This is a genomic window from Candidatus Villigracilis saccharophilus (assembly GCF_016711665.1).
Map to the genome: position 1 here is coordinate 31,283 of NZ_JADJSO010000001.1, position 26,493 is coordinate 57,775.

Annotated in this window: 27 protein-coding genes and 1 tRNA gene; 17 read left to right on the forward strand and 11 right to left on the reverse strand. The window is 49.8% G+C overall.

The window, feature by feature from the left end; genetic code table 11:
- Positions 1-2 precede the first annotated feature (2 nt).
- From IPL17_RS00155 to IPL17_RS00200, 10 genes are all read left to right on the forward strand, one after another.
- Positions 3-674 carry a dienelactone hydrolase family protein gene (locus tag IPL17_RS00155; protein ID WP_345305042.1) on the forward strand — a complete coding sequence of 224 codons (672 nt, stop codon included), beginning with the start codon at positions 3-5 and terminating at the stop codon, positions 672-674.
- A gap of 12 nt (positions 675-686) precedes the next feature.
- Positions 687-2,756, forward strand: a complete 2,070-nt coding sequence (locus IPL17_RS00160; RefSeq protein WP_345305043.1) for a UvrD-helicase domain-containing protein — start codon at positions 687-689, stop codon at positions 2,754-2,756.
- Between the two features lie 6 nt (positions 2,757-2,762).
- Positions 2,763-3,185 carry a hypothetical protein gene (locus IPL17_RS00165; protein ID WP_345305044.1) on the forward strand — a complete coding sequence of 141 codons (423 nt, stop codon included), beginning with the start codon at positions 2,763-2,765 and terminating at the stop codon, positions 3,183-3,185.
- 74 nt (positions 3,186-3,259) lie between these two features.
- The gene (gene tnpA, locus IPL17_RS00170; protein ID WP_345305045.1) at positions 3,260-3,670 is read left to right on the forward strand and encodes an IS200/IS605 family transposase; all 411 of its coding nucleotides are present in this window, start codon (positions 3,260-3,262) and stop codon (positions 3,668-3,670) included.
- 202 nt (positions 3,671-3,872) lie between these two features.
- On the forward strand, positions 3,873-5,396 hold the full coding sequence (locus tag IPL17_RS00175) for an ATP-dependent helicase (protein WP_345305046.1): 1,524 nt from the start codon (positions 3,873-3,875) through the stop codon (positions 5,394-5,396).
- A 19-nt stretch (positions 5,397-5,415) separates the two neighbouring features.
- A complete protein-coding gene (locus IPL17_RS00180) occupies positions 5,416-6,174 on the forward strand; it encodes a 3'-5' exonuclease (RefSeq protein WP_345305047.1) in 759 nt (252 codons plus the stop codon).
- 413 nt (positions 6,175-6,587) lie between these two features.
- On the forward strand, positions 6,588-7,526 hold the full coding sequence (locus IPL17_RS00185) for a DUF4870 domain-containing protein (protein WP_345305048.1): 939 nt from the start codon (positions 6,588-6,590) through the stop codon (positions 7,524-7,526).
- On the forward strand, positions 7,523-7,972 hold the full coding sequence (locus tag IPL17_RS00190; RefSeq protein ID WP_345305049.1) for a DUF4870 domain-containing protein: 450 nt from the start codon (positions 7,523-7,525) through the stop codon (positions 7,970-7,972). The genes IPL17_RS00185 and IPL17_RS00190 overlap by 4 nt, the downstream gene beginning before the upstream one ends.
- 130 nt (positions 7,973-8,102) lie before the next feature.
- Complete coding sequence (locus IPL17_RS00195) at positions 8,103-8,915, forward strand: methyltransferase domain-containing protein (protein WP_345305050.1); 813 nt, start codon at positions 8,103-8,105, stop codon at positions 8,913-8,915.
- Between the two features lie 146 nt (positions 8,916-9,061).
- The gene (locus IPL17_RS00200) at positions 9,062-9,187 is read left to right on the forward strand and encodes a hypothetical protein (protein WP_345305051.1); all 126 of its coding nucleotides are present in this window, start codon (positions 9,062-9,064) and stop codon (positions 9,185-9,187) included.
- 28 nt (positions 9,188-9,215) lie between these two features.
- On the opposite strand, the gene IPL17_RS00205 is transcribed toward IPL17_RS00200, so the two are convergent.
- Positions 9,216-9,410, reverse strand: a complete 195-nt coding sequence (locus IPL17_RS00205; protein ID WP_345305052.1) for a hypothetical protein — start codon at positions 9,408-9,410, stop codon at positions 9,216-9,218.
- A 2-nt stretch (positions 9,411-9,412) separates the two neighbouring features.
- Here IPL17_RS00205 and IPL17_RS00210 point away from each other — a divergent pair, with 2 nt between their 5' ends.
- Positions 9,413-9,727 carry a DUF3891 family protein gene (locus IPL17_RS00210; RefSeq protein WP_345305053.1) on the forward strand — a complete coding sequence of 105 codons (315 nt, stop codon included), beginning with the start codon at positions 9,413-9,415 and terminating at the stop codon, positions 9,725-9,727.
- A 93-nt stretch (positions 9,728-9,820) separates the two neighbouring features.
- Here IPL17_RS00210 and IPL17_RS00215 read toward each other — a convergent pair whose 3' ends face one another.
- The 7 genes from IPL17_RS00215 to coxB all read right to left on the reverse strand — a co-directional run bounded on the left by IPL17_RS00215 (position 9,821) and on the right by coxB (position 16,831).
- Entirely contained in the window at positions 9,821-11,137 is a 1,317-nt protein-coding gene (locus tag IPL17_RS00215) for a heme o synthase (RefSeq protein ID WP_345305054.1), read from the reverse strand.
- Complete coding sequence (locus IPL17_RS00220; protein WP_345305055.1) at positions 11,134-11,877, reverse strand: SURF1 family protein; 744 nt, start codon at positions 11,875-11,877, stop codon at positions 11,134-11,136. Before IPL17_RS00220 ends, IPL17_RS00215 begins: the two co-directional genes overlap by 4 nt.
- Positions 11,874-12,368, reverse strand: a complete 495-nt coding sequence (locus IPL17_RS00225) for a hypothetical protein (RefSeq protein WP_345305056.1) — start codon at positions 12,366-12,368, stop codon at positions 11,874-11,876. The genes IPL17_RS00220 and IPL17_RS00225 overlap by 4 nt, the downstream gene beginning before the upstream one ends.
- Before the next feature lie 21 nt (positions 12,369-12,389).
- Positions 12,390-12,986 (reverse strand): SCO family protein, encoded by a 597-nt coding sequence (locus IPL17_RS00230; RefSeq protein WP_345305057.1) that lies wholly within the window; start codon positions 12,984-12,986, stop codon positions 12,390-12,392.
- A 145-nt stretch (positions 12,987-13,131) separates the two neighbouring features.
- Positions 13,132-13,902 carry a cytochrome c oxidase subunit 3 gene (locus tag IPL17_RS00235; protein ID WP_345305058.1) on the reverse strand — a complete coding sequence of 257 codons (771 nt, stop codon included), beginning with the start codon at positions 13,900-13,902 and terminating at the stop codon, positions 13,132-13,134.
- A 15-nt stretch (positions 13,903-13,917) separates the two neighbouring features.
- Entirely contained in the window at positions 13,918-15,810 is a 1,893-nt protein-coding gene (locus IPL17_RS00240; protein WP_345305059.1) for a cbb3-type cytochrome c oxidase subunit I, read from the reverse strand.
- Between the two features lie 19 nt (positions 15,811-15,829).
- The gene (gene coxB, locus IPL17_RS00245; protein ID WP_345305060.1) at positions 15,830-16,831 is read right to left on the reverse strand and encodes a cytochrome c oxidase subunit II; all 1,002 of its coding nucleotides are present in this window, start codon (positions 16,829-16,831) and stop codon (positions 15,830-15,832) included.
- A gap of 263 nt (positions 16,832-17,094) precedes the next feature.
- Between coxB and IPL17_RS00250 the strand changes: the two genes are divergently transcribed.
- A complete protein-coding gene (locus IPL17_RS00250; RefSeq protein WP_345305061.1) occupies positions 17,095-18,720 on the forward strand; it encodes a hypothetical protein in 1,626 nt (541 codons plus the stop codon).
- A 514-nt stretch (positions 18,721-19,234) separates the two neighbouring features.
- Here the strand turns inward: IPL17_RS00250 and IPL17_RS00255 are convergent.
- From IPL17_RS00255 to bcp, 3 genes are read right to left on the reverse strand one after another with little or no spacing between them, the layout of a single operon-like run.
- Positions 19,235-20,410 (reverse strand): PQQ-binding-like beta-propeller repeat protein, encoded by a 1,176-nt coding sequence (locus tag IPL17_RS00255; RefSeq protein WP_345305062.1) that lies wholly within the window; start codon positions 20,408-20,410, stop codon positions 19,235-19,237.
- A complete protein-coding gene (locus tag IPL17_RS00260) occupies positions 20,391-21,578 on the reverse strand; it encodes a PQQ-binding-like beta-propeller repeat protein (RefSeq protein ID WP_345305063.1) in 1,188 nt (395 codons plus the stop codon). Before IPL17_RS00260 ends, IPL17_RS00255 begins: the two co-directional genes overlap by 20 nt.
- A gap of 10 nt (positions 21,579-21,588) precedes the next feature.
- Entirely contained in the window at positions 21,589-22,050 is a 462-nt protein-coding gene (bcp, locus tag IPL17_RS00265; protein WP_345305064.1) for a thioredoxin-dependent thiol peroxidase, read from the reverse strand.
- Between the two features lie 148 nt (positions 22,051-22,198).
- Here bcp and IPL17_RS00270 point away from each other — a divergent pair.
- The 5 genes from IPL17_RS00270 to IPL17_RS00290 all read left to right on the forward strand — a co-directional run bounded on the left by IPL17_RS00270 (position 22,199) and on the right by IPL17_RS00290 (position 26,361).
- Positions 22,199-22,280, forward strand: a tRNA-Leu gene (locus tag IPL17_RS00270).
- Positions 22,281-22,335: 55 nt separating this feature from the next.
- Positions 22,336-23,748, forward strand: coding sequence for a trigger factor (tig, locus tag IPL17_RS00275; RefSeq protein WP_345305065.1), 1,413 nt, complete (start codon positions 22,336-22,338; stop codon positions 23,746-23,748).
- A gap of 138 nt (positions 23,749-23,886) precedes the next feature.
- Positions 23,887-24,498 (forward strand): ATP-dependent Clp protease proteolytic subunit, encoded by a 612-nt coding sequence (locus IPL17_RS00280; RefSeq protein WP_345305066.1) that lies wholly within the window; start codon positions 23,887-23,889, stop codon positions 24,496-24,498.
- 97 nt (positions 24,499-24,595) lie between these two features.
- The gene (locus IPL17_RS00285) at positions 24,596-25,432 is read left to right on the forward strand and encodes a DUF1028 domain-containing protein (RefSeq protein ID WP_345305067.1); all 837 of its coding nucleotides are present in this window, start codon (positions 24,596-24,598) and stop codon (positions 25,430-25,432) included.
- Positions 25,433-25,575: 143 nt separating this feature from the next.
- A complete protein-coding gene (locus IPL17_RS00290) occupies positions 25,576-26,361 on the forward strand; it encodes an HAD-IIA family hydrolase (protein WP_345305068.1) in 786 nt (261 codons plus the stop codon).
- Positions 26,362-26,493 lie beyond the last annotated feature (132 nt).

Sequence of the window (26,493 nt, forward strand, 5' to 3'; positions counted from 1 at the left end):
ATATGAGCAACCTAATTCAACTTGGTTCTGTAAATGGTTATATAGCAACACCCAATGGAAATGGTCCCTGGCCTGCCGTGATCGTTATACAGGAATGGTGGGGATTGGATGCCCAAACCAAATCCATCGCAGACCGATTTGCCCAGGAAGGTTATCTCGCCTTTGCGCCCGATCTTTATCACGGCGAACTTGCACAGCTTGGCGACGGCGATACCGCCATGAAACTCGTACAAAAATATGGTCCCAACGCTTATCTTGACCTGCAATCCTTGTTCGATGCTTTAATGTCTCACCCTGATTGCAATGGAAAAATCGGCAGTGTCGGTTTCTGCTTTGGTGGACGCATGTCACTTACCCTTGGCATCAGCCGCCCCTTAAACGCAATTTGCACTTTTTACGGCGGCGGGATGCAAACCATTTTCGATCTATTGCGTACAAACCTCAAAGCGCCTGTGCTGGGACTATTCGGCGATGCAGATGTCTCGATCCCCGCAGGCACTGTTGAAGAATTCGATAAACTGCTCGATGAAGTCGGTGTGGAACATGAAGTCATCATGTATCCGAATTCAGGTCATGCCTTCTTCCGTGACAGCGACCCACAGGTTTATATTCCAGACGCATCGAAGGATGCCTGGGAACGCGTAAATAAGTTCTTCCATAAGCATTTGAATTAAGTCACTCGCCTCATGACAAACCTCAGCCTGACCCAGCTTCAAGTCATTGAATCGCCCCTCGATATTCGACTCTTCGTCTCCGGTTCGGCAGGGACAGGGAAAACGACAGCGGGTATCGAACGCCTGCGTTATTTGCTTGAACAAGGTATCCCAGCAGATTCAATTCTCATGCTTACTCCACAGCGGACAATGCAGGAGCCGTATCTCGACCTGCTGACCAGCCCCGAAAGGCGCGCGGGCGGAGAAGTCACCTCCGCGACCATTGGCGGCCTCGCCAGACGCATGTGTGACCTGTTCTGGCCGATGGCAGCGGAAGCGGCGGGATTTAAAAATCCTGATCAGCCGCCAGTTTTTCTAACACTCGAAACCGCGCAATACTATATGGCGTATCTGGTGCGTCCGCTTTTGGAACAAGGCTATTTCCAATCACTGACCATTGACCGCAACCGCTTATATTCCCAGATCCTCGATAACCTAAACAAGGCCGCAGTCGTCGGTTTTCCGTATACAGAGATCGGCTCACGCATGGATACCGCCTGGTTCGGCGACCCTGGACAGCGCCGTATCTATCAAGACGCACAGGAATGTGCAACTCTCTTTCGTGAATTTTGTCTTCAACACAACCTGCTGGATTTTTCTTTACAGCTTGAAATTTTTACCAACATCCTTTGGCCGCAGGAACAGGTACAGAATTATTTAAAACAAAGTTACCGTCACTTGATTTATGACAATGTGGAAGAAGACGCGCCGCGGGCACATGACATTATCCACGAGTGGCTGGCGGACTTCGACTCGGCGCTGTTGATCTACGACAATGATGCGGGGTATCGCTACTTCCTCGGAGGCGATGCAGTTACAGGGTACGCCCTGAGCGAAGCTTGCGATGAAAGGATCGAGTTTGTGGAAAGTTTCGTCTCGTCAGAAGATGTGATCCAGCTTTCCAATACACTGGTATCCGCCCTCACCCATCAAAAGACCGAAGCTGGGAATCTAAACAACACAATGGAATTTATTCTGGCTCATTATTATCCTGAAATGCTGGATGATATTGTCGCCAGGATCAGATCATTGATCGAACAGGATGGCATTCCCCCAGCAGAGATCGTGGTGCTTGCGCCGTATCTTTCGGACGCACTGCGTTTCTCGATCACTCACCGTTTGGATCAGGCTGGGATTCCATCACGCACCCACCGCCCGTCACGCTCTTTACGAAGTGAAGTTGGCAGCCAGACCCTGCTGACTCTATCTGCGCTGGCACACCCGTATTGGAATGTTCACCCCACAAAATTTGATGTAACCCACGCCTTGATGTTCGCGCTGAACACGGATCTGATCCGCGCACAGTTATTGACCGAGATCGTATACCATCAACGCGACCTGCGGCTTTCTAGTTTCGAAGAGATCAAACCTGAAATGCAGGAACGCATCACCTACCTGCTTGGCGAAAAATATACGAACCTGCGTACCTGGCTGAATGATTATCGTGAACAAGCCCCGTTGCCACTTGATTTCTTTTTAAGAAAAATTTTCGGCGAGGTACTCTCTCAGCCTGATCATGGATTCCACCGAAATGAAGACGCGATCCGCGTGGCTGCCAGCCTGATCGAATCGATCAAGAAGTTCCGCTATGCAATGGAGTCATCTTACACGAATCCTGATTTTGATCTGGGCAGGGAATATCTTGCCATGCTGGAAGACGGCGTGATCGCCGCGCAATATTTGGAATCCTGGCGGAGTGAAAATAAAGACTCTGTCCTTGTTGCACCCGCACACACATTCCTGATGATGAATCATCCTGTCACCGTGCAATTCTGGCTTGACCCAGGCTCCAGCGGATGGGTGCAGCGCCTCTCGCAGCCGCTGACACAGCCTTATGTCTTATCCCGGCATTGGCAGCCAGGCCGCTTGTGGATGGATACGGATGAAGTCAACGCCGAAACCGAATCGCTGGCACGTTTAGTGAGCGGCTTGCTGCGTCGCTGCCGTGAAAAATTATTTTTAGCGATCGCCGACCTGAGCGAAACCGGCTTCGAACAGCGCGGAACTTTGCTCAGGGCATTTCAGAAAGTGATAAGCGAGTAAGTGAAAATGACAAATATAAGTCGTGAAACGATTTACAAGCCAAAATACAATGGCAGTATGCGGTTTGCCATGATCCTTTTTCCTGTCTGGATAGGATTATTCTTTTACTTTTTATACCAATTTATTGTGACACGTTCATACAGCCCGCAAGGATTGCTTACTGTCATCTTTGGCATCATGGCTTTCTCCCTGCCTTTCCGCGTTTTCAGGGAAGCGCGCTTTGGGGACAAGCTCATCGTAAAACGCTATCTTCTGCCCGATCTCATGATCGAGTACAAGGATATTATCGCCTTTGACAAACTCAGACTTGACACGGCAAACAAAGGGGTTTCCCTGTACATGATCAACCATGACAGTTTCGAGGAGCTCGAGCATATCATCCATGGTCTGATGAGCGCGAGGAAGATTAAGTTGAAGAAGAAAGTATAAAAGTGTCAGGTGTTGAAGTGTTGACGGTCAGGTGTCAGGTAATTTCAAGCAAACCCTGCGGGAAATCATAGCCTATGCCATACTGGAAACTTTACTATCATTTTATATGGGGCACAAGAAATCGCCTGCCATTAATTGATTCTGTCATTGAGGCAGAAGTGTATCGCGCCATCGCCGCAAAGGCAACAGACATGGGCGGATTTGTCCACGCAATAGGCAGAGTTGAAGACCACGTTCATCTTGTTGCCTCCATTCCCCCGAAGATTGCGCCTGCAAAATTCATAGGGGATGTGAAAGGGAATAGTTCACATTTCATCAATCATGTGATCAAACCTGATTTCGAGTTTTACTGGCAGGATGAATATGGCGTTTTATCTTTTGGCGAGAAAAACCTTTCGTCAGTGGTACGATATGTTCAGAACCAGAAGCAACATCATGCAGATGGGGCGTTGATCCCTGCGATGGAGCAAATGGATGAAATATAGTTTGCGCGAAATGAATTATTCGACGCAATCAACACCGCACGGTGATAAACCACCGTGCTATATCTACAAAGTCAGCTAAAGCGGACTAGGCGGCTTAGCCGCCTTCGTATGAATAGCCGTGGGGTTCATCCCACGGCGGTTTCACAGTGTAGAATCAACCCATCGAAACAGAAACTCTCAAACCACCCTGATGCGTAAAAACATGACACCTCCCTTCACCCCTCGTCCTTCCCAACAAAACATCCTCCGCTACACGGGCGGGCGGCTTGGTATTGCCGCTGTGCCTGGTGCGGGCAAGACGCATATTCTCTCTGCCCTCGCGGCGCAGATCATTCACGACAACCAATTGCAGGATGGGCAGGAAGTGCTGATTGTGACGCTAGTCAATTCGGCGGTGGACAATTTCGAAGCGCGCATCAAAGGCTTTTTCGAGAATCCCGTGCAGGCGCTTTATAAATATCGCGTGCGCACCTTGCATGGGCTGGCGCATGACATTGTGCGCGAGAAGCCTGCGAGCGTGGGGCTTGAAAATCAATTCAGCATCATTGACGAACGCGAAGCGGAATTTATCCGCCGCGAGTCAGTGAATGCCTGGCTGGCGGCTCATCCCGATTTTCTGGATGACTACCTCGACCCCGCGCTGGATGTCTCCAAACGGGACTGGGTGCGTCGTCAGCATTTGCCCAATTTAGTGGACTCGCTGGCTTTGGCATTTATCCGCTCGTCGAAAGATCGCCTCCTGACTCCCGATAGCCTGCGAGCCAAATTAGACACATCTTTCGCCCCGCTGCCGCTCGCTGAACTCGGCTGGAGCATCTACGCGGACTATCAACGTGCGCTCGCCTATCGCGGCGCAGTTGACTTTGACGACTTGATTCGTTTGGCATTGACCCTGCTCCAAAACGACGAAGAATATCTAGAACGTTTACGTTTTCGCTATCCGTTCATTTTGGAAGATGAAGCGCAAGACTCAAGCGCAACACAACAAAAGATTTTAGGATTGTTGAGCGGTGAAGGTGGAAACTGGGTGCGCGTGGGCGACCCTAATCAAGCCATCTTTGAAACCTTCACAACCGCGGACCCTGACCTGCTGCGTGAGTTTATTCGCATCAACCCCAATGCGGACATGCCCGAGTCGGGACGGTCACAGCCTGCGGTGATCGCGCTGGCGAATCATCTCATCGATTGGGTGATGACCGCGCATCCCGACCCGAACGCGCGCACGGCGTTGTCGCTTCCCCACATTGAGCCTGTGCCTGCGGGCTACGAACCTGTCAACCCGCCAGATAACCCTGAGGGAATCAAGTTCATCAGCAAGAAGTTCACACCCGAAGATGAATTGGAAGCGGTGGTCAAGTCGGTCAAGGGTCATTTGGATCTGTTCGCTGATTCGCCGCACGAAGAAAAGCCGACCATCGCGGTGCTTGTCCCGCGCAATCAACGCGGCGTGGAAGTGGTTGAGTCGCTTCGCAAGCGCGGCGTGGAAGCCATCGAGTTGATCTCGTCCACGGCGAATACACGCGCGGCGGCGGGATCGTTGAATTATTTATTGTCATATTTGGCTGACCCACAATCATCGCGGAAGTTGTCGAAGGCGTATGAAGTCTTTCGAAGGGATTGGCGCACTGGCATGTCGTTGCGAGAGCAAGGCTCGAAGCAATCTCCAACAGATGAGGATAATGCCAATAACGAGGAGGTTGCGTCAAAAACCCTGGCAACGATCTGATTTGCGGAGGCTCGTTTATGTGGAAAAATTCATCGCGCCGAACCAGGCCGATGACTGGCTGTCAACTGTCGGTGAGTCCGAAGCGATGCAAGTCATCGAAGAATTAAAAGAATTCCGAGTCAATGTCCAGAGATGGTTGAATGCGGTCACGCTTCCCATCGATCAGTTGGTGTTGACGTTGGCACAGGATGTGTTCACTGAAGTATCTGATCTGGCGTTGGCGCATAAACTTGCGTTGGTGTTACGCAAAGCGGCAGATGACCACAAGGATTGGCGCCTGCCTGAGTTGACGTCGGAGCTGGCGGTGATCGCGAAGAACGAGCGGCGCTTCATCGGCTTCTCGTCGGACGATTCGGGCTTTGACCCTGAACGGCACCGCGGCAAGGTGGTGGTGACCACTATGCACAAGGCCAAGGGGCTGGAGTGGGACCGCGTGTATATGATGTCGGTCAATAATTATGACTTCCCGTCGAACATGCCAGGCGATTCGTTCATCTCGGAAAAATGGTTCGTGCGTGGAAAATTAAATTTGGAAGCAGAAGCTCTGGCACAATTAACTGCGTTGGAATCGAACAGCGAATATGACTGGTACGAGGAAGGCACAGCGACCATGCACTCGCGGCTGGGATACGTGAAGGAACGCCTGCGTTTGTTGTACGTGGGCATCACGCGCGCGAAGAAGGATTTGATCGTGACTTGGAATTCAGGTCGCCAGGGTGATGCGACGCCGAGTCTGGCGATGTCTGAGTTGATGGGGTGGTGGGAAGGGAATGGATGAAAACAGTCTCGGGCGAAATGGCAACGCAGGGCTAACCCACGGGGCGCTTCGCAAAGCCGCTTGCTCAGTACGTGGAAGCCCTTCGGGCTGGATGAGCGAGTCGAATTTATTCGACTTCCACAAACTGAGGCAGGACTTTAGTCCGCCGATTTAAAGCTATAAAACGATCTCGACATAATGTCCACAGCCCCACCCGACCTTCGGTCACCCTCCCCAAATTCGCGATTAAGATTACACAAGTCATTTCATTTTTATAGCGCGAATTTGGAGAGGGAAATGCAATGCAAAATGAAAAACGGTCTCGGACATAATATCCACGAGAACGTTTTTTTTATCTTGAAATTCATAAATCACTGCAACCAAAAAATAGGGGTATGATTGGTTTATATTAATCTCCTCAGGAGGAAATCATCATGGAAAAACCAACATCTGACGAAAAAGTTCTCGCGGCGCTTGCACATGCCTCTGTGCTATTTGCGTTTTTTGGTCCAGTGGGGCCAACCTTAATCTGGGCCTTTCAACGCAACAAATCTAAATATGTCCGCTTTCACGCTTTGCAAGCCATGGGGTATCAGGCACTGACTTTCTGGGCATGGTTCATCGGAATATTTTTTGCAGTATTTGGCGGCATAGTAATTTCAATAGTAATTGCAGCCATTTCAAATATTGAAACAACAGACATGTCTGTATTCCCATTTATCGTGCAGCCAATTATTATGTTAAGTATTTTCGGTCTGTTTGGTCTCTTCTTTCTGGTCGGCATCATCGGCGCGGTCTTTTGTATGCTGGATCGCGATTTCAACTATCCAATAATTGGCCGTTGGCTGAAGGGGAAATTATTCGGCGAGCAGATCAGGGAAGAAGAAACGGAAGAATGGGAGGACAACTGGGTCAGCGGTATTTGTCACTCAACGGCCATATTACAACTCTGGGGCATTGTCACTCCGCTAATCGTCTGGTTCACACAAAAAGAAAGATCTGCGAAACTTCGATTCCAGGCTCTGCAGGCAGCCATTTATCAATTAATCGCTTTCGCAGCATATATAATCGGCACGGTCGCATACATGGCATTCATTTTTATCATGATATTTGGCCTAATGATATTTAGCGGATCACCTACTTCGCCCAACAGCGAACTTTCCCCTGCGGCTGGGATTATCTCCATGCTTTTCTTTGCCATTCTGATGATCTTCTGGCTGATAATAATGATTGCCATGCCAATTTATTACCTGTTGGCTGGCGCTGCAAGCATACTTACCATACGCGGGAAGAATTTCAAATACCCAATCATCGGTGGGATTATTTCGAGCAGGATCACGCCCCAAAAAGTTGAGGAAATCATTCAGTCATGAGCACTCTCGAAAACATCCCCCCAACATCCGATGAAAAAATGATGGGTGCTCTTGCACATGTTTTCGGTCCGCTGGCGGCGATCATCGTGTGGGCAATTCAAAAGGAAAAGTCCCGTTTTGTAAAATTCCAAGCCTTACAAGCATTGGCTTTTGATATGATCGTTGCCGTAATTTTGGGAGGCTTTTTCTTTTGCGTGTTTGGTGTTGTTTTCCTGGGAATGTCAGGTTCGATATTTACAGTAATGAACAACCCCTCATCTGGCAATGAGGTTGCACCATTTTTCTTCCTGCCTTTCATGTTTCCATTTATGATCTTCGGATGCATATTTCCATTCTCGTTCGTCCTTATGATCGTTCGCCTAATCGCAGCCATTTCCGTCCTTAATGGACGAAATTACCATTATCCGGGCATTGGAAAATGGCTCGATAACTTCCTAGAAAAATAATTCATAGATAACGAATAACGGTCTCGGATATAAGTCAACGAGACCGTTATTTTTAAAGTCTCTTTAGAGTAGAATCCACTTTGAAATTCATTATCAAATGTCGTCAAGTAATTTCCTTTAGGAGTAGCGTATGGATGACAATGCGAATTTGAAGAAGATAAAAGATAATTGGGCGAATGGGGATCTTTATGAACGATATGTCGGCCGCTGGAGCCGCCTCGTAGCACGCGAGTTCTTGAAATGGCTGGCGGTCCCTGCTGGGAGCAAATGGCTGGATGTCGGCTGCGGGACTGGAGCGCTCAGCCAGACTATTCTTGAAGTATCGGCTCCCGCAGGCATCACAGCCCTAGATCGTTCGGAGGCCTTCGTGACATTCGCAAGCAGTGAGATCGCAAATAAAAGAATACAGTTTGAAGTGGGAGACGCCCAATCTCTTCGTTCCGATATTGGACCGTTTGACGCCATTGTGTCGGGACTCGTCCTGAACTTTATTCCACAACCCGAGCAGGCTCTCGCAGGGATGAGACGCGTCGCGCGCAAAGGAGGGATCGTCGCTGGCTACGTGTGGGATTACGCGGAAGGCATGCAAATGATGCGTCACTTCTGGGATGCGGCTGTCGCGTTGGATCCGAAGGTACATGATATTGACGAAGTCAAACGTTTCCCGCATTCCAGACCCGAGCCTTTGAAAGCGCTTTTTCAGGATGCTGGCTTTCAACACGTGGAAGTGATTCCCATTGAAGTCCCAACCAACTTTCGCGACTTCGATGATTACTGGTCGCCGTTCCTGGGCGGTCAGGGACCCGCGCCAAGTTACGCAATGTCCCTGAGCGAAGAGTCTCGTTCCACCCTTCGAGAAAAAATCCGTGCGGGCCTGCCGATCCAATCTGATGGTTCGATTCACCTGAGAGCCAGAGCTTGGGGCATCAAAGGGATTTGTTAAATTCAGGAGAAGTGGAAAAGCAAAGAATTGTGATGGGAAAAACGGTCTCGGACATCATGTCCACGAGACCGTTTTTATTTTTCACTCCTTCCAGTAAAATTGGATTTGCCGTCAAACTTTAGAAGTATTTGAAAAGGAGATTAACTATGTTCAGATCAAAACGAAGGCAGATCGTCACTCCGCAATCGGAGCATCTCAAGCTGGTTGGGACGCTTGCCATGTTGTGGAGCAATCACCAGTTCGATCATCCGCCCGTTGAAAGAAATCCATAATCTCAGGGATGGGACTGCATGACCGCGGTTATGGGTACTTGGACAACTCCCCCATTGGCGGCATGACCGCCGAGGAATGGCTTCCCATTGCACGGCGCGGATTTAACATGCCCTGCTCCGACGTTGTTGCGGATACCATTGTCAAATACCACATACGACGGCTTGCCAGCAACGACCCATCTGAAACACGCAAAGCCCTGACAGCCGAATTCTCGCAAGCCATTGATGAACTATCTCGATCAGCATCACCTATCCAAAACACTGTTCGACCGCATGGACAGAATCACAGACCTGTTGGATCGCCTCTCATTCGAATTCTGTTTCGACGCGCCTGCATCTGGCAGTATTTCCATTTTTCCGCGTAATGACGAAGATGCCGAGATTAATGTCCAATATCATGTGGAGGATGGCGAGATCAATGTCACACCCTGGCCGTTTTCAGTGGACGAGCATAAAGGATATCTGGTTGCCTATCAAATGGATGGATACCCTGAACGGCTTGACCCTGTCATTTTGCCGTATCTGTTGAAGAGAAAATAAAGAAAAAAAAACGGTCACTTGAAACAAGGCCGTTTTTCAATTCGACAAATTTAAATCTGGCGTACCATCCACCATTTGAACATGTGAACGTAACTACACCACCGCGTCGATCATCAATGCCAGGAAGATAAATGCCAGGTACATACTCGACCAGCGATACATCGTCCATGCGACCTTGTTACCGCCAACTTTAAAGACGCGCCACGCGGCATACAGCAGGAATCCGCCCAACACCAACGATGAAACCAAATAAACCGTCCCAGCCAGGTTGAAAATGGGAAGCAATAATGTGACCGCCACCAATTCAATGGTGTAAACAAGGATGTGTCTGCGCGTTTCAGTTTCACCGCGTACCACAGGCATCATCGGCACACCCGCCTTTTCATAATCCTTCATACGGACGATTGCCAGCGCCCAAAAATGCGGCGGAGTCCACATGAATACGATCGCGAAGAGGATCCACGCCGCGAGACCGAGATGACCCGTCGCGGCCGCCCAGCCGACCATTGGGGGAATCGCGCCTGCGCCTCCGCCGATCACAATATTTTGCACCGTGGCCTTTTTGAGCAGGACACTGTAAAAGATCACGTAATAAAAAATACCCACCAACGACAACAAAGCCGCCAGCAGGTTTACGAAGCCTGCCATCACATAATAGCTGATCAACGAAAGCGCGAGCCCGTAGGATAGTCCCTCGGCTGCGGTCAAGCGCCCGTCAGCAAGCGGGCGTTTCGCGGTGCGCTGCATGTTCTTATCCAGCTCGCGGTCGATATATTGATTCAACGCGCTCGAACCTGCCGCGGCTAACGCGCCGCCGAGCAAAGTCCAAAACGTGAGCGAAGCGGAGGGCCAGGCCTTGCTTCCCGCCACCAAACCGCTATAAGTTGTCACCAGCAGTAATGCCACGATCAACGGCTTCGATAAAATAAAGAAATCCTTTACGCGCTGGCGAAAATCCAATTTCACGACTTCATGCGCGTCTTTAGCAAGCACGCCTGAAGCAAAAACAAGCGTCCCCAATGCGATCCACAGAGCAACGGCAGACATGGTGTGCAGCACCACCAAATGCAAAGGAAAAGCGCGAGTCACGATAATTGCACCAATAAATGCCTGACCGAAGAACAAGACGCCAGTCACAGTGGTCAGGGGCAGGAGCAAATTTTGGCTGCGCTGTTCACGCCAGGCTTTTCGCAGAACGATCATCATCACGATCGAAGCAACGCCCACCAGAACAAGATGCAATAGTTTCCAATACCCCACGGGCTGGGTTGGAAGACACACAGGCCAGCCAACACAAAAAGCCCACGCGCCGGTGATCGTTACGATACGCCCAACAATGGTCAGCAAAAAGACAATGGCAAATAACACCAGGTTCAAACGGGCAAATGATGATCGAAGAGAGTATTTCATGAAGTCTGCTTCTGCTTTCTCAAATAAAATGGATAGCCAATAAACAAGATGGTCGCGAACGAAAACCATTGCAACGCGTACCCAAAATGCGAGCCTTCGGTCAATTCAACCACCGGCTGGAACGCTATCGGCGGCGCTGAATTTTCATCGTCCGCGTTGGGCTGAACATAAACACCTAATATCGGATATGGGATCTGCTTCGCGATACGCTCCACATTAAAGTTATTCCACGCATCCAGCCTGGTTTGACCTGAAGATAATTCCGGGTCCGCCACTCCGCCGAAAATTGGCAGCGCCTGCCCGATCCTGATCTGCCCCGTCAGATTGACCCGACCCAATTCATCGTACTTGCGCCAGTCTTCTGGGGCGGAATTTCCATCAGCGGGAATCCAGCCGCGGTCCACCAGAACAGCTCCCCCGTCGAAAAGAAGCGGGGTGATCAGGTGATATCCGTATTGATCACCGTTATTCTGATTCCGTAAGACCACCTGATTCTCAAGGTCATATTCACCGGAGACAGTGACGGCGCGCCACTCCATCAATCCGATATCGGACGGCAAATTATTATTCAGGTCCAAGGGTTCTGCAGCGCGCATGGACTCTACTTGAGCGTTGAACTCGCGGCGTTTTTCAAGCCTGTCCAACTGCCAGATGCCCATGCGCGCGCAGAAGGCAGTTCCTGCAAGAACCAGCAAAGTCGTTAACAGCCACGCACGGCTGAACATTTTCCTTAAGATCATTTTTTATCTTTTCTTTTCTCAGGCATGATGACAACATATAATGCGATCAAACCGCCCAATGGCAAACCGGAATATAAAATTCCATATAAACGCGTGCCGAAGGTCAGGGGTTCGTGCACATCCATTCCAAAATATTTTTCAGGCTGGAACGAACAGCTATAAGCGTAGGATTGCGCCGAGTCCAAAGCCAGGCTTGCAGATGTGCCCGCGGGGATCCACAATGGACCAAGCTCATGATCAGTTTTGTCTTCATTCCTTACAAGCAGGGTATCACCCACAACGAATGTCATTGAATCAGGCAGGGCCGGCGGGGTTTCGCCGCGGGCAACACGCTCTGCCGTGCCGTCAGGGATGACAAGCTCGACGACCTTGGGAGCGCGAGCAGTTTCCCGCAGGAAAAGGAAGGATATCTCGTTGATCAGCGCGCCAATAACAAGACCGATCAAAAGTGAAATGGAAATTCTTTTTATAATTGTTACGAGAGGAGGCATAGGGATCGCTTTCTGTTCGTGCTATTTCAACAAAAGGTCTAGGTCGTGAACGATGTCTTCCACTGGTGTGTCAAAACCATAAGAGAGCCGCATTTTGACATCCTTATCGATCAAGATGACCCGCGCAGTGTGATTAACAATAAGGCCGGCATCACTCTCAACCGTCTCACGGAAGATCCCATAATCATCCCATATTTTTTGCAGGGACCCCATCGATCCGCTCAAACCGATAAATGAGGGATTGAAGCGTTCGACATATTCCTGTATCTTCTGCGGAGTATCACGCTCGGGGTCAACCGAGATAAGGATAACTTGAACGGACTCTGCTTTTTTTCCGATTTTCTGCAGGGCTTGATTCAATTCAGCCAATGTCGTGGGACATACATCAGGACAGGATGTATATCCAAAAAACAATAGAACGATCTTCTCGCGCTGGTCGTTCAGGCGGAATAGATCTCCACTTGCGTGAGCCAATTCGAAATTTGGCGCGGGCGGAAATGGCTCATTGTATGTTGTCCCGCGAAACCCGGATTGACTGGAAAATAAGAAAGCAACGGTGATGGATATAACAACAATCGCAAATACAAAAACGCCGGTACGTAAAGTCTTTGTGTTCATTTATTGTTTAACACTCCAAATCGGGGCGACCTTGAGGCCGCCCCGACAAAATGGTTATTTATTCACTTATACCAGAATCTGCAATATTTGAACACAAATATAAAACTCTCATTACCCGTCCCATAATGAGAGTTTTCAACTGAATTTATGCCAGCAATTTCCCGATAAGATACAAGGCGGGATAGAAGATGATCCAGACCAGGTCGACGAAATGCCAGTAGACGGCTGCCGCTTCAACGCCCCAATGCTTTTCAGCAGAGTAGACATTTTTGCGGGCGTTATTCATCACGATCAGCAGGAAAACCAACCCGGTGAATACGTGGAAGGCATGCATACCAGTCATCATATAGAAAACCGCGCCAGCCGCGCCGCTACTGGCGGTCAGGCCTTCGGCAGCAGCCATCGGCCATTCGACAGCAACAACGCCAAGCAAGAATCCGAGCCCCAGCACAAAGGTGATCATGGTGTTGGTGAGGAAGCCCTTCCTGTCACCGTTCGCCATCAAGGTCTCGCCGCGATTCATGAAGAAGGATGAGATTAGCAGGACGACGGTCACAAACAAGCCGAGCATCTGGTTCAAATGCGGACGAGTGAGTCCAAGCAAGTTAATGCGAACGGTCAACAAACCAGCAAAGACGAACGCGTCAGAAAGCAGAAACAGCCACAGGCCGAGCCGGTTCGAGCCGGTCTTATAGGAGTAAGAATCCCTATCGCTTTCTCCTTCCTCGTTCAGCTTATAAATGTGCATGTAATAGTACATGACCAGCGCCAGCTTGATGACAGCCACGACAGCCAATATGGAGACGGCGGAAAATGTAACCGCCACAAAATATTCCAGAGCGGTCAAGACTGCGAGATAGATGAAGATTACGACGCCTTGACTGAGAGCAGAAGATTTATCGTGTGTATGTGACATGTGAGTCCCTCCCCTTTATTTATGCTTGCTCTTTGTGGGAGCGCTGAATTCAACATATTTCGAGCCGGGCAAACCGTAATCATAGGGTTCACCAACAACCTCAAATGGTTGATCGTAGTTATGCGCAGGCATGGGTGATGGGACCTGCCATTCGGGTGAGCGGGAATTCCAAACATTGCCTTCAGCCTTTTCTCCATTCTTGATGCTGTTGAAGAAGTTGTAAATGAAGACACATACAGAAATGAAAATCAGGTAGCCCGTAATGGTAAGAATAAGGTGCGTGGAATCAAAACCCATGGCAGGGTCGTAATCTGCGATGCGGCGGCGCATACCCAGCAAACCGATGCGCATCATGCCCAGGGTCATCACAAAGAACGAAGGTGTCATAATCCAAAAGTGGATCTTGCCAAGGGTCTCGTTCATGCGGCGGCCAGTCGCCTTGGGAAACCAGTAATACACAGCCGCAAAAAATGGGAAGACAAATCCGCCAAAGATCGTGTCGTGGAAATGTCCCACAATGAAATAGGTATCGTGAAGGTGTAGATCCACTGAAACAGTGGCATTGGGGGGACCGGTCAAACCGCCCATGAGGAAGACAACGATCGCGCCGATCACGAATAACAGCGGCGTCTCGTAGGAGAGTTTCCCCTTCCAGATCGTAGCCAGCCAGGAGAAGAATTTGACGCCTGTCGGCACTGCCACCAATAAAGTGCTGTACATAAACGGTACCCGCAAGTATTCATTCATACCTGAAGTAAACATATGGTGCGCCCAAACCAGGAAGCCCACCAGCGCAATACCCAGCGAAGACATGGCAATCCAGCGATAACCGAACAATGGTTTGCGTGCAAAGACAGGCAATAGCTCAGAGATCACACCTAAGCCGGGCAGAACGAATACATAAACCGCGGGATGTGAATAGAACCAGAAAAGGTGCTGAAAGAGCACTGGATTGCCGCCTTTGGCTGGGTCAAAGAAGCCCATCCCTAAAAGGCGCTGGAACATCACCAATTGGAAGGACAGACCGATCAACTGAGTGGCGGTCAAGGAGATGATGGAGGTTGCAATGGATGCCCAGACCAGGATCGGCATCCGCATGGCTGTCATTCCCTTTGAGCGCATACGGACAACGGTCACGATCACATTTAGTGCGCCGAGAATGGATGACCAGCCTGCTGTAAATACGCCAAGGAAAAACATTTGCACGCCCACAGGAGCACGAACAGAAAGAGGCGGATATCCCGTCCAACCTGTGTCGAAACCGCCAAGGATCAGGCTCATGATCAGAAGAACCGCCGCAGGTACCGCGATCCAATAGGAAAATGCATTCAAACGAGGGAATGCCATATCCTGCGCGCCAAGTAAAAGCGGCACAACATAGTTCATAATGCCGGCAATCCCCAATAGGATCGAGACGATCATGACCATGCCGTGAAGAGACATGAGGGTGTTATACAGTTGAGGACCATTCTGACCGAACAGTTTCATATCAACAGTCAGGAATTGCAACTGTGATGCGGCGAGTTCGGTGCGGAAGATCAGGGCGAAAATACCGCCAAGACCAAGGGTCACAAACGCTGTGACCGTATACTGAACACCGATGACTTTGTGGTCGAGGGAAACACTTAAATATTTCTGCCAGCCAGTCAGGTGGTCTTCATGATGTTCAGGTGTATCAATTCCGCGCGCCCATTTAAACCAGTCAGTTACTATGCCGCTGCCCCCAATGAAGAAGAGCACACCAAAAAAGGCTCCCAATACCCACGCGGGTTCTGTAAAAAAGAATGTATCAGTAGTACTTAAGCCCATCGCCGCACGAATGCCTGTCACCAAACCAGCACCTACAAGAGTACCGATCAACTGCCAGAACAAACCACGCGCAAGGGCGGTCGAAAAGAAGTTCTTCATCTTTTAATCCTCCGCCATCTTATTTTAAGGTCTTCATGTAAGCGATGATGTTTGCGATCTCTTCATCGGTCAATGTAAACGCAGGCATGATGGTCGGAGAATAACCCGCCACTTCCTTGGCCTTCGGAGCAAGAATTGACTCGGCAATATAAGCGTCATCTGAAATGACCGTCGTACCATCAGCCAGCGGAACTTCAGCGCCATACAATCCGAACCAGGTGGGAGCCGTGGCAAGGGAAACACTGGTAATCGAGTGGCACCCCAAACAACCATTGGCAGTAACCAATTGCTTTCCCATTCCTTCCGGCGTCTTTATCGCAGCGAGTTCAGCTTGTTCAACCATCCACGCGTCAAATATTGCCACATCATCCACGATCACCTTCGACTCCATATAAGCATGCGATGTTCCGCAAATTTCAGCACAACGAACCATATATGTGCCAACCAATGAAGGTGTGATCCTATACTCGGTTATGCGCCCCGGCACAACATCCTGTTTGACGCGAAATTCCGGCACCCAAAACGAATGGATGACATCCTTGGATTCCATCATTAACAAAACCTGCCTGTTCAACGGCAAATGCAATTCAGAGGAAACCACCCCGGTCTCTGGATATTCAAAGGTCCAGGTCCATTGCTGGCCAGACACCTTGATGATCATCGCATTTGGATCCGCACGGCGCATTTCCCCCAAAGAGAATGCTCCCATATAAGCAAAAGTCAATACCAAAAACAGGGGAAGCACGGTCCACGCGATCTCCAGATTGGTATTGCCTTCGATATGTTCAGCGTCAGTGGTATCACCTTTTCTGCGCCGAAAGACGATCATGCTGTAGATCATCGGCACAATGATCAGTGAAAAAAGAAATGAAATGGCAACCACCTGCCAATTCCACATCCAATCGATCGGTATGGCTTGAGCGCTTGCCGCAATTGGCATTAAGCCCATTGAATCCAACCCGATATATGTGAGACCAGCCACCAGAATGACCAATACTCCCACTATAACAAAATGTCGCATAGCTCTCTCCTCAAAATAGCATATGGGAAATCCCAACCCAGCTTAACAAACTGCCCAGTTTTACCAAACATTAATCTATTTGTCACTATTTTTCATCTGATTTGTACAGCTTAACACAAGCTTAATTTTTCCTTAGCCTTCTCTCCGTAACGAGTATTTTTTCACAAAGCACATCAAAAAGGTTGTATTTTACGACATGCTTGCTATAATGCCGTCGTCATATTATTAATGACAAATTAAAATTCCTGGGAGAGGAGAATGTTATGAAACGAAAGTCATTCCTGTTCATGATCCTCGGTGCTATGTTCACCATAGGATCGATCGTGTTGGCTGCATGTGGAGGCAGTGCCACAATGCCGCCTTTCGCAACGTTAGCTCCAACACAAACCCAAGTCCCCCCCACCACAACGCCTGAGCCGGAAGAGAACAAACCAGCAGAGGCATCAGCATCCACACCTGGGGATGCTGCTCATGCCGTCGACCTGATCGGCGATTGGGTCAATGCCGGCTCTCCTGAAACAGAAGAGTTCAGTTACACCGGCAACGATGGCAATAGCTACAAAGGCACATTTGAAAAAGATATCCTGCCATTGTTCACCACAAACGGTGTCTGGTACGAAGGCGCACAGGCTTGTACTGGCTGCCACTTCGGAAACACCGAAAACTCATATCACGAAATGAACCTGACCACCTATGAGGGGATCCTGCTTGGCGCTGATTCTCTCTCCGCTCCTCCAGGAGTTTCCATCCTCGGCGCAGCAGCCGGCAGCGGTACCGACTTCGATTGGAACGCTTCCAAACTCCGCTCTCGTCTCCGCAACAACCGCATGCCCCCAGGTTGGACTTTCGATATCACCGAAGGCAACCGCGACGGCCTGTGTGTCGAAGTCGGCGCTGACGGCGCAAAAGTCCTTGCCGGTCAATATGGCTGTGACCTCAACGGCGCGAGTCTGATCGGTGCCTGGGTCGATGCCGGCGCTCCAGAAACGGACGCCTTCGAATATGGCGGCGCACAACTCATCTTCGAGCGCGATGTCCTGCCCTTCTTCACTCAGGCTGGCATGTGGTTCGATGGTTCGCAAGCCTGCACAGGCTGCCACTTCGGAAATACCGAAAACTCCTATCACGAGATGGATCTGTCTTCCTACGAAGGTATCGTCACCGGCGCTGATTCTCTCTCCGCTCCTCCAGGAGTTTCCATCCTCGGCGCTTCAGCCATCGGCGAGACTGACTTCCACTGGGATGCTTCCAAACTCCGTGAACGTCTCCGCAATAACCGCATGCCCCCTGGCATCGAGTTCGATATCACTGAAGAAAACCGCGACGGCCCCTTGGTGCTTCACGGCGCACCTGTCGAAGTTAGCTCATCAACCGCGGCCGCATTCGGAACGGGTCAATGTGAAGTTAAAGCTGTCAGCCTGATCGGCGACTGGGTCAATGCCGGCTCTCCTGAAGCAGACGCATTCCCCTTCACAGCCGACGATGGTTCTGCCTGCGATGGCACATTTGAAAAAGATATCCTGCCATTGTTCACCACAAACGGTGTCTGGTACGAAGGCGCACAGGCTTGTACTGGCTGCCACTTCGGAAACACCGAAAACTCATATCACGAAATGAACCTGACCACCTATGAGGGGATCCTGCTTGGCGCTGATTCTCTCTCCGCTCCTCCAGGAGTTTCCATCCTCGGCAGCCACCTGGCAGCGGTACTGACTTCGATTGGAACGCTTCCAAACTCCGCTCTCGTCTCCGCAACAACCGCATGCCCCCAGGTTGGACTTTCGATATCACCGAAGGCAACCGCGACGGCCTGTGTGTCGAAGTCGGCGCTGACGGCGCAAAAGTCCTTGCCGGTCAATATGGCTGTGACCTCAACGGTGCGAGTCTGATCGGTGCCTGGGTCGATGCCGGCGCTCCAGAAACGGACGCCTTCGAATATGGCGGCGCACAACTCATCTTCGAGCGCGATGTCCTGCCCTTCTTCACTCAGGCTGGCATGTGGTTCGATGGTTCGCAAGCCTGCACAGGCTGCCACTTCGGAAATACCGAAAACTCCTATCACGAGATGGATCTGTCTTCCTACGAAGGTATCGTCACCGGCGCTGATTCTCTCTCCGCTCCTCCAGGAGTTTCCATCCTCGGCGCAAGCGCTATCGGCGAGACCGATTTCCACTGGGACGCTTCCAAGCTCCGTGAACGTCTCCGCAATAACCGCATGCCCCCTGGCATCGAATTCGATATCACTGAAGAAAACCGCGACGGCCCCTTGGTGCTCGCGGGCGTCAAGAAATAATCAAATATAAGTAACAAAAACTCACCCCAGGAAATCGGGGTGAGTTTTTGTTTAATAGTCTTTTATTACGGTAAGAAAGTAATATATCTATTGAAAGAGATAGAAAAAAATTAATAATCAGAATACCCATATACCAGACCATCTCCCCCGCCGATATACAGCCACCCGTCATAAACACTCAAGCCTGCTCTTGTATTAGCAATTCCAGTACTGACCTGCCAAAGGAATTCGCCTGTTGTAGAATCGAGAGAGAAAATTTCGCCCACCTGAGTAAGGAATACCAATTCGTTGCCGAGCAATACAGGCGCACCAATCAGGTAGTTGAAAGTTCCTTCAGGGATGTTATAGGTCCAGAGAGATTCGCCCGAGTCGGCTTGAATGGCGTGCACCACGGTATTGGCTGACCCGTAATAAACAACATTCTGATAACCCGCGAGAGTCGGCACCCAGTTACCGGTATCTTTCCGCCACAATAATTCGCCGTTGTTTGCACCTACGCCCACTAGAAAATCTTGATAGGCAATATATGAAACCACATTTTCTGTGGCATAAATTTGCTTGGTAAAACCATCCTCTGATTCATAAGCCCATTTGACCGAACCATTATTCGCATTAAGTGCATAGACCCGCATATGACCGCCTTCATCAACAACCTTAGGCGATGAAAAACTGCCAGCCAGATAAATTGTGTCACCCTGTTTATATGGGGTTTGCAAAATATAATTACCGCTTTCAAACGACCAAAGAATTTCCCCGTCATCCACTGAAAGCGCGAATAAAGCGGCTTTTCCATTCGGGTCACCGGGCGTATCTGGGCCAGCAAAAGTAGTAGGCACATACGCCACGCCGTCCGAGATAAAAGGCGGCATTTGAGAATTGATCCCCAGGGATGCCTCCCAAAGTTTTTTTCCATTGGAAGGATCTAATGCAATATATTTTCCATCCTGAATACCAAGAAAGAGGCGCCTGCCATCACTCGCATACGCGCGGTCCCAGATCCTCACACCGGGGTCAAAAGACCAAAGAGTTTCACCTGTCTTCGCATTTAGCCCAAGAAGCGGCCTGTCAATCGGCGCAACAATCAAAACATTCCCGACCCTCAACGGCGGATGGTTGATCGGCTCACCCACATCCCGCGACCAGACCTGATGTAATGTAGTCCCATCAAGTGGGCGATTCAGATCAGCATTTTTCGGCTGACATGCGATCAATATTGCCAAAAAAATAACGAAGACAACAAGGCGGCGGGGCTTTTTAAAAAAAACTTTATTGAACAGAGTAGGCATATACCTTTCCTTGCGGGTCACCCATAATATAAAACGATTCGTACAACGCACCGCCGACTCGAGCAGACTGTTCTGTATATATTGTCGCAAGGCGTTCACCGTTGTTCACATCCAAAGAATATATCTCGCCTGTAACCGAATTAAACCAAATGCTGTTATCACGAAGGATGGGGCGACCGATCTGGTTAATCGAGGACAGGTCGATCATATGTGACCATGTTTCAACTCCAGTTGACGCGTTATAAGCATGGAAATTTTCATCCCCGCTGCCAAAATATATTTGCCCATTATTCATCACAGGGAACTGCATCCAATACCCGGGACCATCCTGCCACAGCAACCTGCCGTCGTTCAAGTTGAGCGCATAAACGATCTCGGATGCCGCTGAAAAAAAGACAAGGTCATCATCAGATTCAACCCAGCGCAGCAGCCCATCATTTGATCGGTATTCCCAAAGCAACGAGCCATCTTCCGTATTAAACGCGTAGATTCCAGTAGCAACTTCGCCATCAGGCTTTTCGGGTAATTGATAGGCTCCGCCGGTAATAACAATATTTCCATTCACGACGGGCCGTCGCAAAATATAATTCTCTGTAAGGCTTTGCCAAATAACCGCCCCATTTGATGCATCCAATGCAACCAAAGATGCTTGAGCATTAAAATCAGTTTCCAGCCCGGGACCGGCATGGGTAGTCGGAGCAAACACTCGGTCAGAAGTGAGCGCTATGCGGGACTGTACTTCAAGTTCAAGAGAGGCAGTCCATAATGGAACACCTGTCTTTACATCCAGGCAGATCACTTTGCGGCCTTCCAACCCTGCGCAAACTTTGGTTTCATCCGCATTGACGGATGCGTCCCAAACTTTCACCTCACCTGAATAGACCCAGGCTATTTCACCTGTTTTTGCTTTAAGGACGTGAAGCATGCCATCAGCGGTCGGAACGATCACCAGGTCACCACTTACCAATGGAGCGGCATTCACTGCGTCTGAAAGCGAGGCGACCCAGACAGGCGCGGTTATCTCGACCACGGTCGCCGCAGTCGAACCTGCCTGTGGCTGAGTATGCACGGCTGGCTGTAATGGCGCTGGAACTGGTGGTGTCGGCGAAGCACATGCTCCCAGAATAACGAGCAGGAAAGTCCCCGCCCAAATCTTATATTTTTGCATAGTTGCCTATTTAACCCAATAATTCTTTTAACAGCTCTGCGCTGTGCTCCGCGGGACGCACATTCTCATAAACCTTCTTGACCATGCCATCCCTGTCAATCAGAAAAGTCGTTCGCAGCACGCCTACATATTCCTTACCCATGAATTTCTTGGGACCCCAGACACCATATCGTTCTGAGACTTTATGTTCTTCATCTGCCAGAAGCGGGAATTGAAGCTGAAATTTTTGTTTGAATTTGACGTGCGATCTAACAGAATCCGGGCTGACTCCCAGTATGACCACACCAGCCTGGTCGTAGGCTGAATAATCATCACGAAAATTACAGGCTTCTTTTGTGCAGCCAGGGGTATCATCCTTGGGATAAAAATACAGCACCACATGCCTGCCGCGATAGTCAGATAATTTTCGCAGGGTGCTGGTGTCATCCAACAGCTCAAACTCAGGCGCAGGGATTCCAGAAACGATCGGCATGATAAACTCTCCTATGGTAAATATTTCGCGGAATTATAACGGTGAAAGGGAAGTATTGAAAATTACGGGTCAAAAATCGAAATAATTTTACAAATCTGCAAAATAGGCAGTATAATTCCGCCCGCTTAATGCATTAAGAAGACCGTCCGGGGACGTGTTGGAATTGGCAGACAAGCATGACTTAGGATCATGTGCCGCAAGGCGTGTGGGTTCGACTCCCACCGTCCTCACTACTAAATATTATAAGACTTAAAGGTCTAGAGGCTTTTGAGCCTGGAGGAAACTTTGAATATCGAAAAACAGTATCAGGAAGACCATTCCGTAAAGCTGATCGTGGAAATCGATCAGGACAAAATGAATGTATATAAGCGCCGCGCCGCCACCAAGATCGCCTCCCGCGGCAATATTGCGGGATTCCGCCCTGGCAAAGCGCCCTACGAGATCGTGGTCCGCACATATGGCGATCCCGCCATCACCGAACAAGCGGTTGACCTGCTGATCGACGCGGAATACAACAATATCCTCAAAGAAGCGGATATTAATCCAGGCGCGGCTGGCACACTCGAGTCAGTGGACAGCCTGACGCCTCCAAAATTCACCTTCAGGGTACCGCTCGCCCCCGAAGTTGATCTTGGCGAATATCATTCGATCCGCAAAGCTTATGAATGGACCGCTCCTGAACAAGCTGATTTCGATAAGGCAATGGAAGACCTGCGCCAGATGTACGCCACCACTGAAAACGTAGACCGCCCCATTGAAGTCGGCGACTATGTACTGGTGGATGTTAAGTCTGAAACATCAGAACTTAACCGCACCGGCTTTGCCACTTTTGTACGCAAGGAAGACCGCGATACAGAATGGCCTTATAACGGTTTCGCTAAAGAACTGGCGGGATTAAAGGCCGGCGAGAGCAAAACCATCACTCATGAATTTCCCGTTGATTGGGAGGTGGAAGAACTGAAAGGCAAGACCGCAGAGATCGAAGTAACAGTCAAGACCGTGCGCGGTGTCACACTCCCCGACCTCGATGATGAATTTGCCAAAATGACCGGCGCCGGCGAAACCATTGATGCACTTACTGAAGCCGTGCGGAACGACGTCAAGGCAAAATCGCAAGCTGATTATGACGATAAATACTTCGTGGAACTGATCGAACAGATCAAGGCCACTGCAACGATCAAATATCATGAGCACACGCTTGAGCATGAAGGCGAACATGTGCTTTCAGATCTCTCCAACAGACTTGCCCAGCAAAGCATGGACCTGGACACCTATTTCAAAGTCCGCAAAACGACCCGCGAGCAATTTATCGCAGAGGAAGTCAACCCCGTTGCCAGGAAACGTCTTGAGCGCGGCTTGATCCTCGATGAGATCGTGCGCAAGGAAAACATTCAGCTTGACAATGACATGCTTGACGCTGAATACAATAACACCCTAAACAGCCTTGCCCAACAGGGCATGGATTTCAGCAAGATCCGCGGCGGCAAAAAAGGACAAAAGGAATTGAGCCAATCCATTGCGATGGATGCCGCCAGCCGCGTGATGACCCAACAGGCGCTCAATATGATCAAGAGCATTGCAATGGGAGAGTACAAGCCCGTTGAAGAAAAAGCGATTGAAGAAGAAGTTGTTGAAGCAGAATCTGCTCAAGAAGAATCTGCTCCAGTTGAGTCTGAGCAGGAAAAGCCTGCAGAGTAAGAACTGCGTTTTAATGGCTGACAGGCAGCGGCGAAGCCGGATGCGCGCACGAATATCGCATTGACAATGCCTATCAAATTTTAATAAAATTCAAATACGTTTTGTGTAACATTGTCCCAATCAAAAAAGGAGACAAATATGATTCCAGATTTTAAAAATGTAGTACCGATGGTTGTTGAAAATACGGGCCGCGGCGAACGCGCTTATGATATTTATTCGCTTCTGTTAAAAGAGCGGATCATCTTCCTTGGCACACCGATCGATGACCAGGTTGCGAATGTGATCGTGGCGCAGTTGTTATTCTTGAACCACGAAGATCCTGACAAGGAAATCCGCATGTACATCAATTCACCCGGCGGACAGATCTATGCGGGCCTCGCAATCTACGATACGATGCAAATCATTTCGAACCCGATCAGCACTGTGGCTGTCGGCGTGACCGCTTCCTTCGGGACCGTGTTGTTGACCGCCGGCACGAAGGGCAGGCGCTACGCCCTGCCGCATGCGACCGTCCACATGCACCAGCCTCTCGGCGGCGCGCAGGGTCAGGCCACGGATATCGCCATTCAAGCCAAGCAGATCATGCACTTGAAGACTTTGCTGAACGGCATCATGGCGAAGCACACCGGCCAGCCGCTTGAAGTGATCGAGCGCGACCTTGACCGCGATTACTATCTTGATGCTCAACAGGCTGTGGACTACGGTCTCGTTGACCAAATGATCGAGATGCCCGAAAAAGTGGCAAAATAAAAAATAGTTTTGCAAATATAAGACCCTGAAGAGAAATCTTCGGGGTCTTACGTTTATAATAACCGTGCTCAAAGACAATCAACACACGGAGGCTGAAATGACATTCTCGATCGTGGCATGTGATTTAAAGGAAAAAACATGGGGCGTTGCTGTGGCATCCAAGTTCCCGGCAGTCGGCGCAGTTGTGCCGTGGGCGCAGGCAGGGATCGGAGCAGTGGCAACCCAATCGTTTGCGAACACGTCCTTCGGTCCGCGCGGATTGGAGATGATGTCACAAGGATTATCCGCAAAAAAGACTTTAGAACTTTTGTTGAAAGATGATCCCGAAAGAGAACATCGCCAAGTTGGGCTGGTTGACGCAAAAGGCAACGCGGCGACTTTTACCGGCAATATCTGTTTCGATTGGGCAGGCGGCGTGACAGGCAAAGGGTACGCCATTCAAGGCAATATATTGGCTGGAGCAAAAGTTGTAGCGGCCATGGAAAAGAAATTCCTGGCGACCAAAGGTGACCTGCCGACTCGTTTATTTGCTGCGCTGCTCGCAGGGGACCGCGCCGGCGGCGACAGGCGTGGACGTCAATCCGCGGCCATCTATGTGGCCAAGCCCAAAGGCGGGTATGGCGGATTCATTGACCGCTGGATCGATTACCGTGTGGATGACCACGAAGACCCGGTTCCGCGTTTGGGTGAATTGATCGAGCTTCATCAACTTTATTTCGGTAAAAGCCCAGAGAACGAGCGCGCGGCAGTGAAAGGAAAGACACTCGAACAAATGGCTGTCATCTTGAAATCTCAAGGCTATTTGAAAAAGACTGTGGATTTTCAATCTGCGTTTACCGCATTCATTGGCAACGAAAACTTTGAAGAACGCGCCACTGCAGAGTGGATCGACAAACCTGTTTTGAAATATCTCTTGAAAAAATTCAATAAGTGAGTCCACTGCAAAAACCTTTTTTAACCACGAAGGACACTAAGTTCACGAAGGAAGTTCAAAAGCGTAAGACCTTTTTGCAGTAGAGTCATAAGTAAAATCCAAAATCGTAAATCGAAAATCACAAATCGGAAATCATAAATCAAATGCTTCCCTCAAACATCAAAGCACTTATTCTCGACATGGACGGCGTGGTCTGGAAAGGCGACGCACCCATCGGCGACCTGCCAGCAACATTCAATCGCATCCGCGAGCGTGGATTGAAATTCGTATTCGCAACCAACAACGGGACAAAGACGCCCGAAGAGTATCAGCAGAAATTACACGAACTTGGCGTGGAAGTTGAACCCTGGCAGATCGTGACCTCCGCATTGGGGATCGCCTTTATGCTCGCACAGAAGCATCCGCGCGGGGCAAAGGTATTCGTGATCGGCGAGGACGGTATCCGCGTGGCGCTGGAAGAAAAGGGATTTGAGATCCTCTCCACTGAAGATGCGACCAAAGCGGAAGCATTCGTCATGGGTATAGACCGCACCATTAGTTTCATGAAAGTTTCCGAAGCAACCCTGCTTGTGCGCGCGGGCATTCCTTTTTATGCAACGAATACCGACATGACCTTCCCCACTCCGCGTGGAGAGATCCCCGGGAATGGCTCATGGCTTTCTGTGATCACATCCGCGACAGGCATTGAACCAATGGTGGCAGGCAAGCCTTTTCCATTTCTAATGGAACTGTCTTTGGACAGATTGGGAACAAAGAAGGAAGAAACACTTGTGGTTGGCGACCGACTTGAAACAGATATCGCGGCGGGACAATCCGTGGGATGCCCATCCGCGCTGGTGTTGAGCGGAGTTTCCACCAAAGCACAGGCGGATGAATGGAAGCCCAGGATAGATTTAATTGCCGATAGTTTGAGCGATTTGGTTAAGTAACCTCTGGTATCATATCTTCATGCTTATATACGATCTCGATTTCCCTGAACTTACCAAACTACTCAAAGAGTGGAAAGAACCCGCCTACCGTGCCAAACAGGTCTGGCAGGGACTGTATCAACATTTCTACGA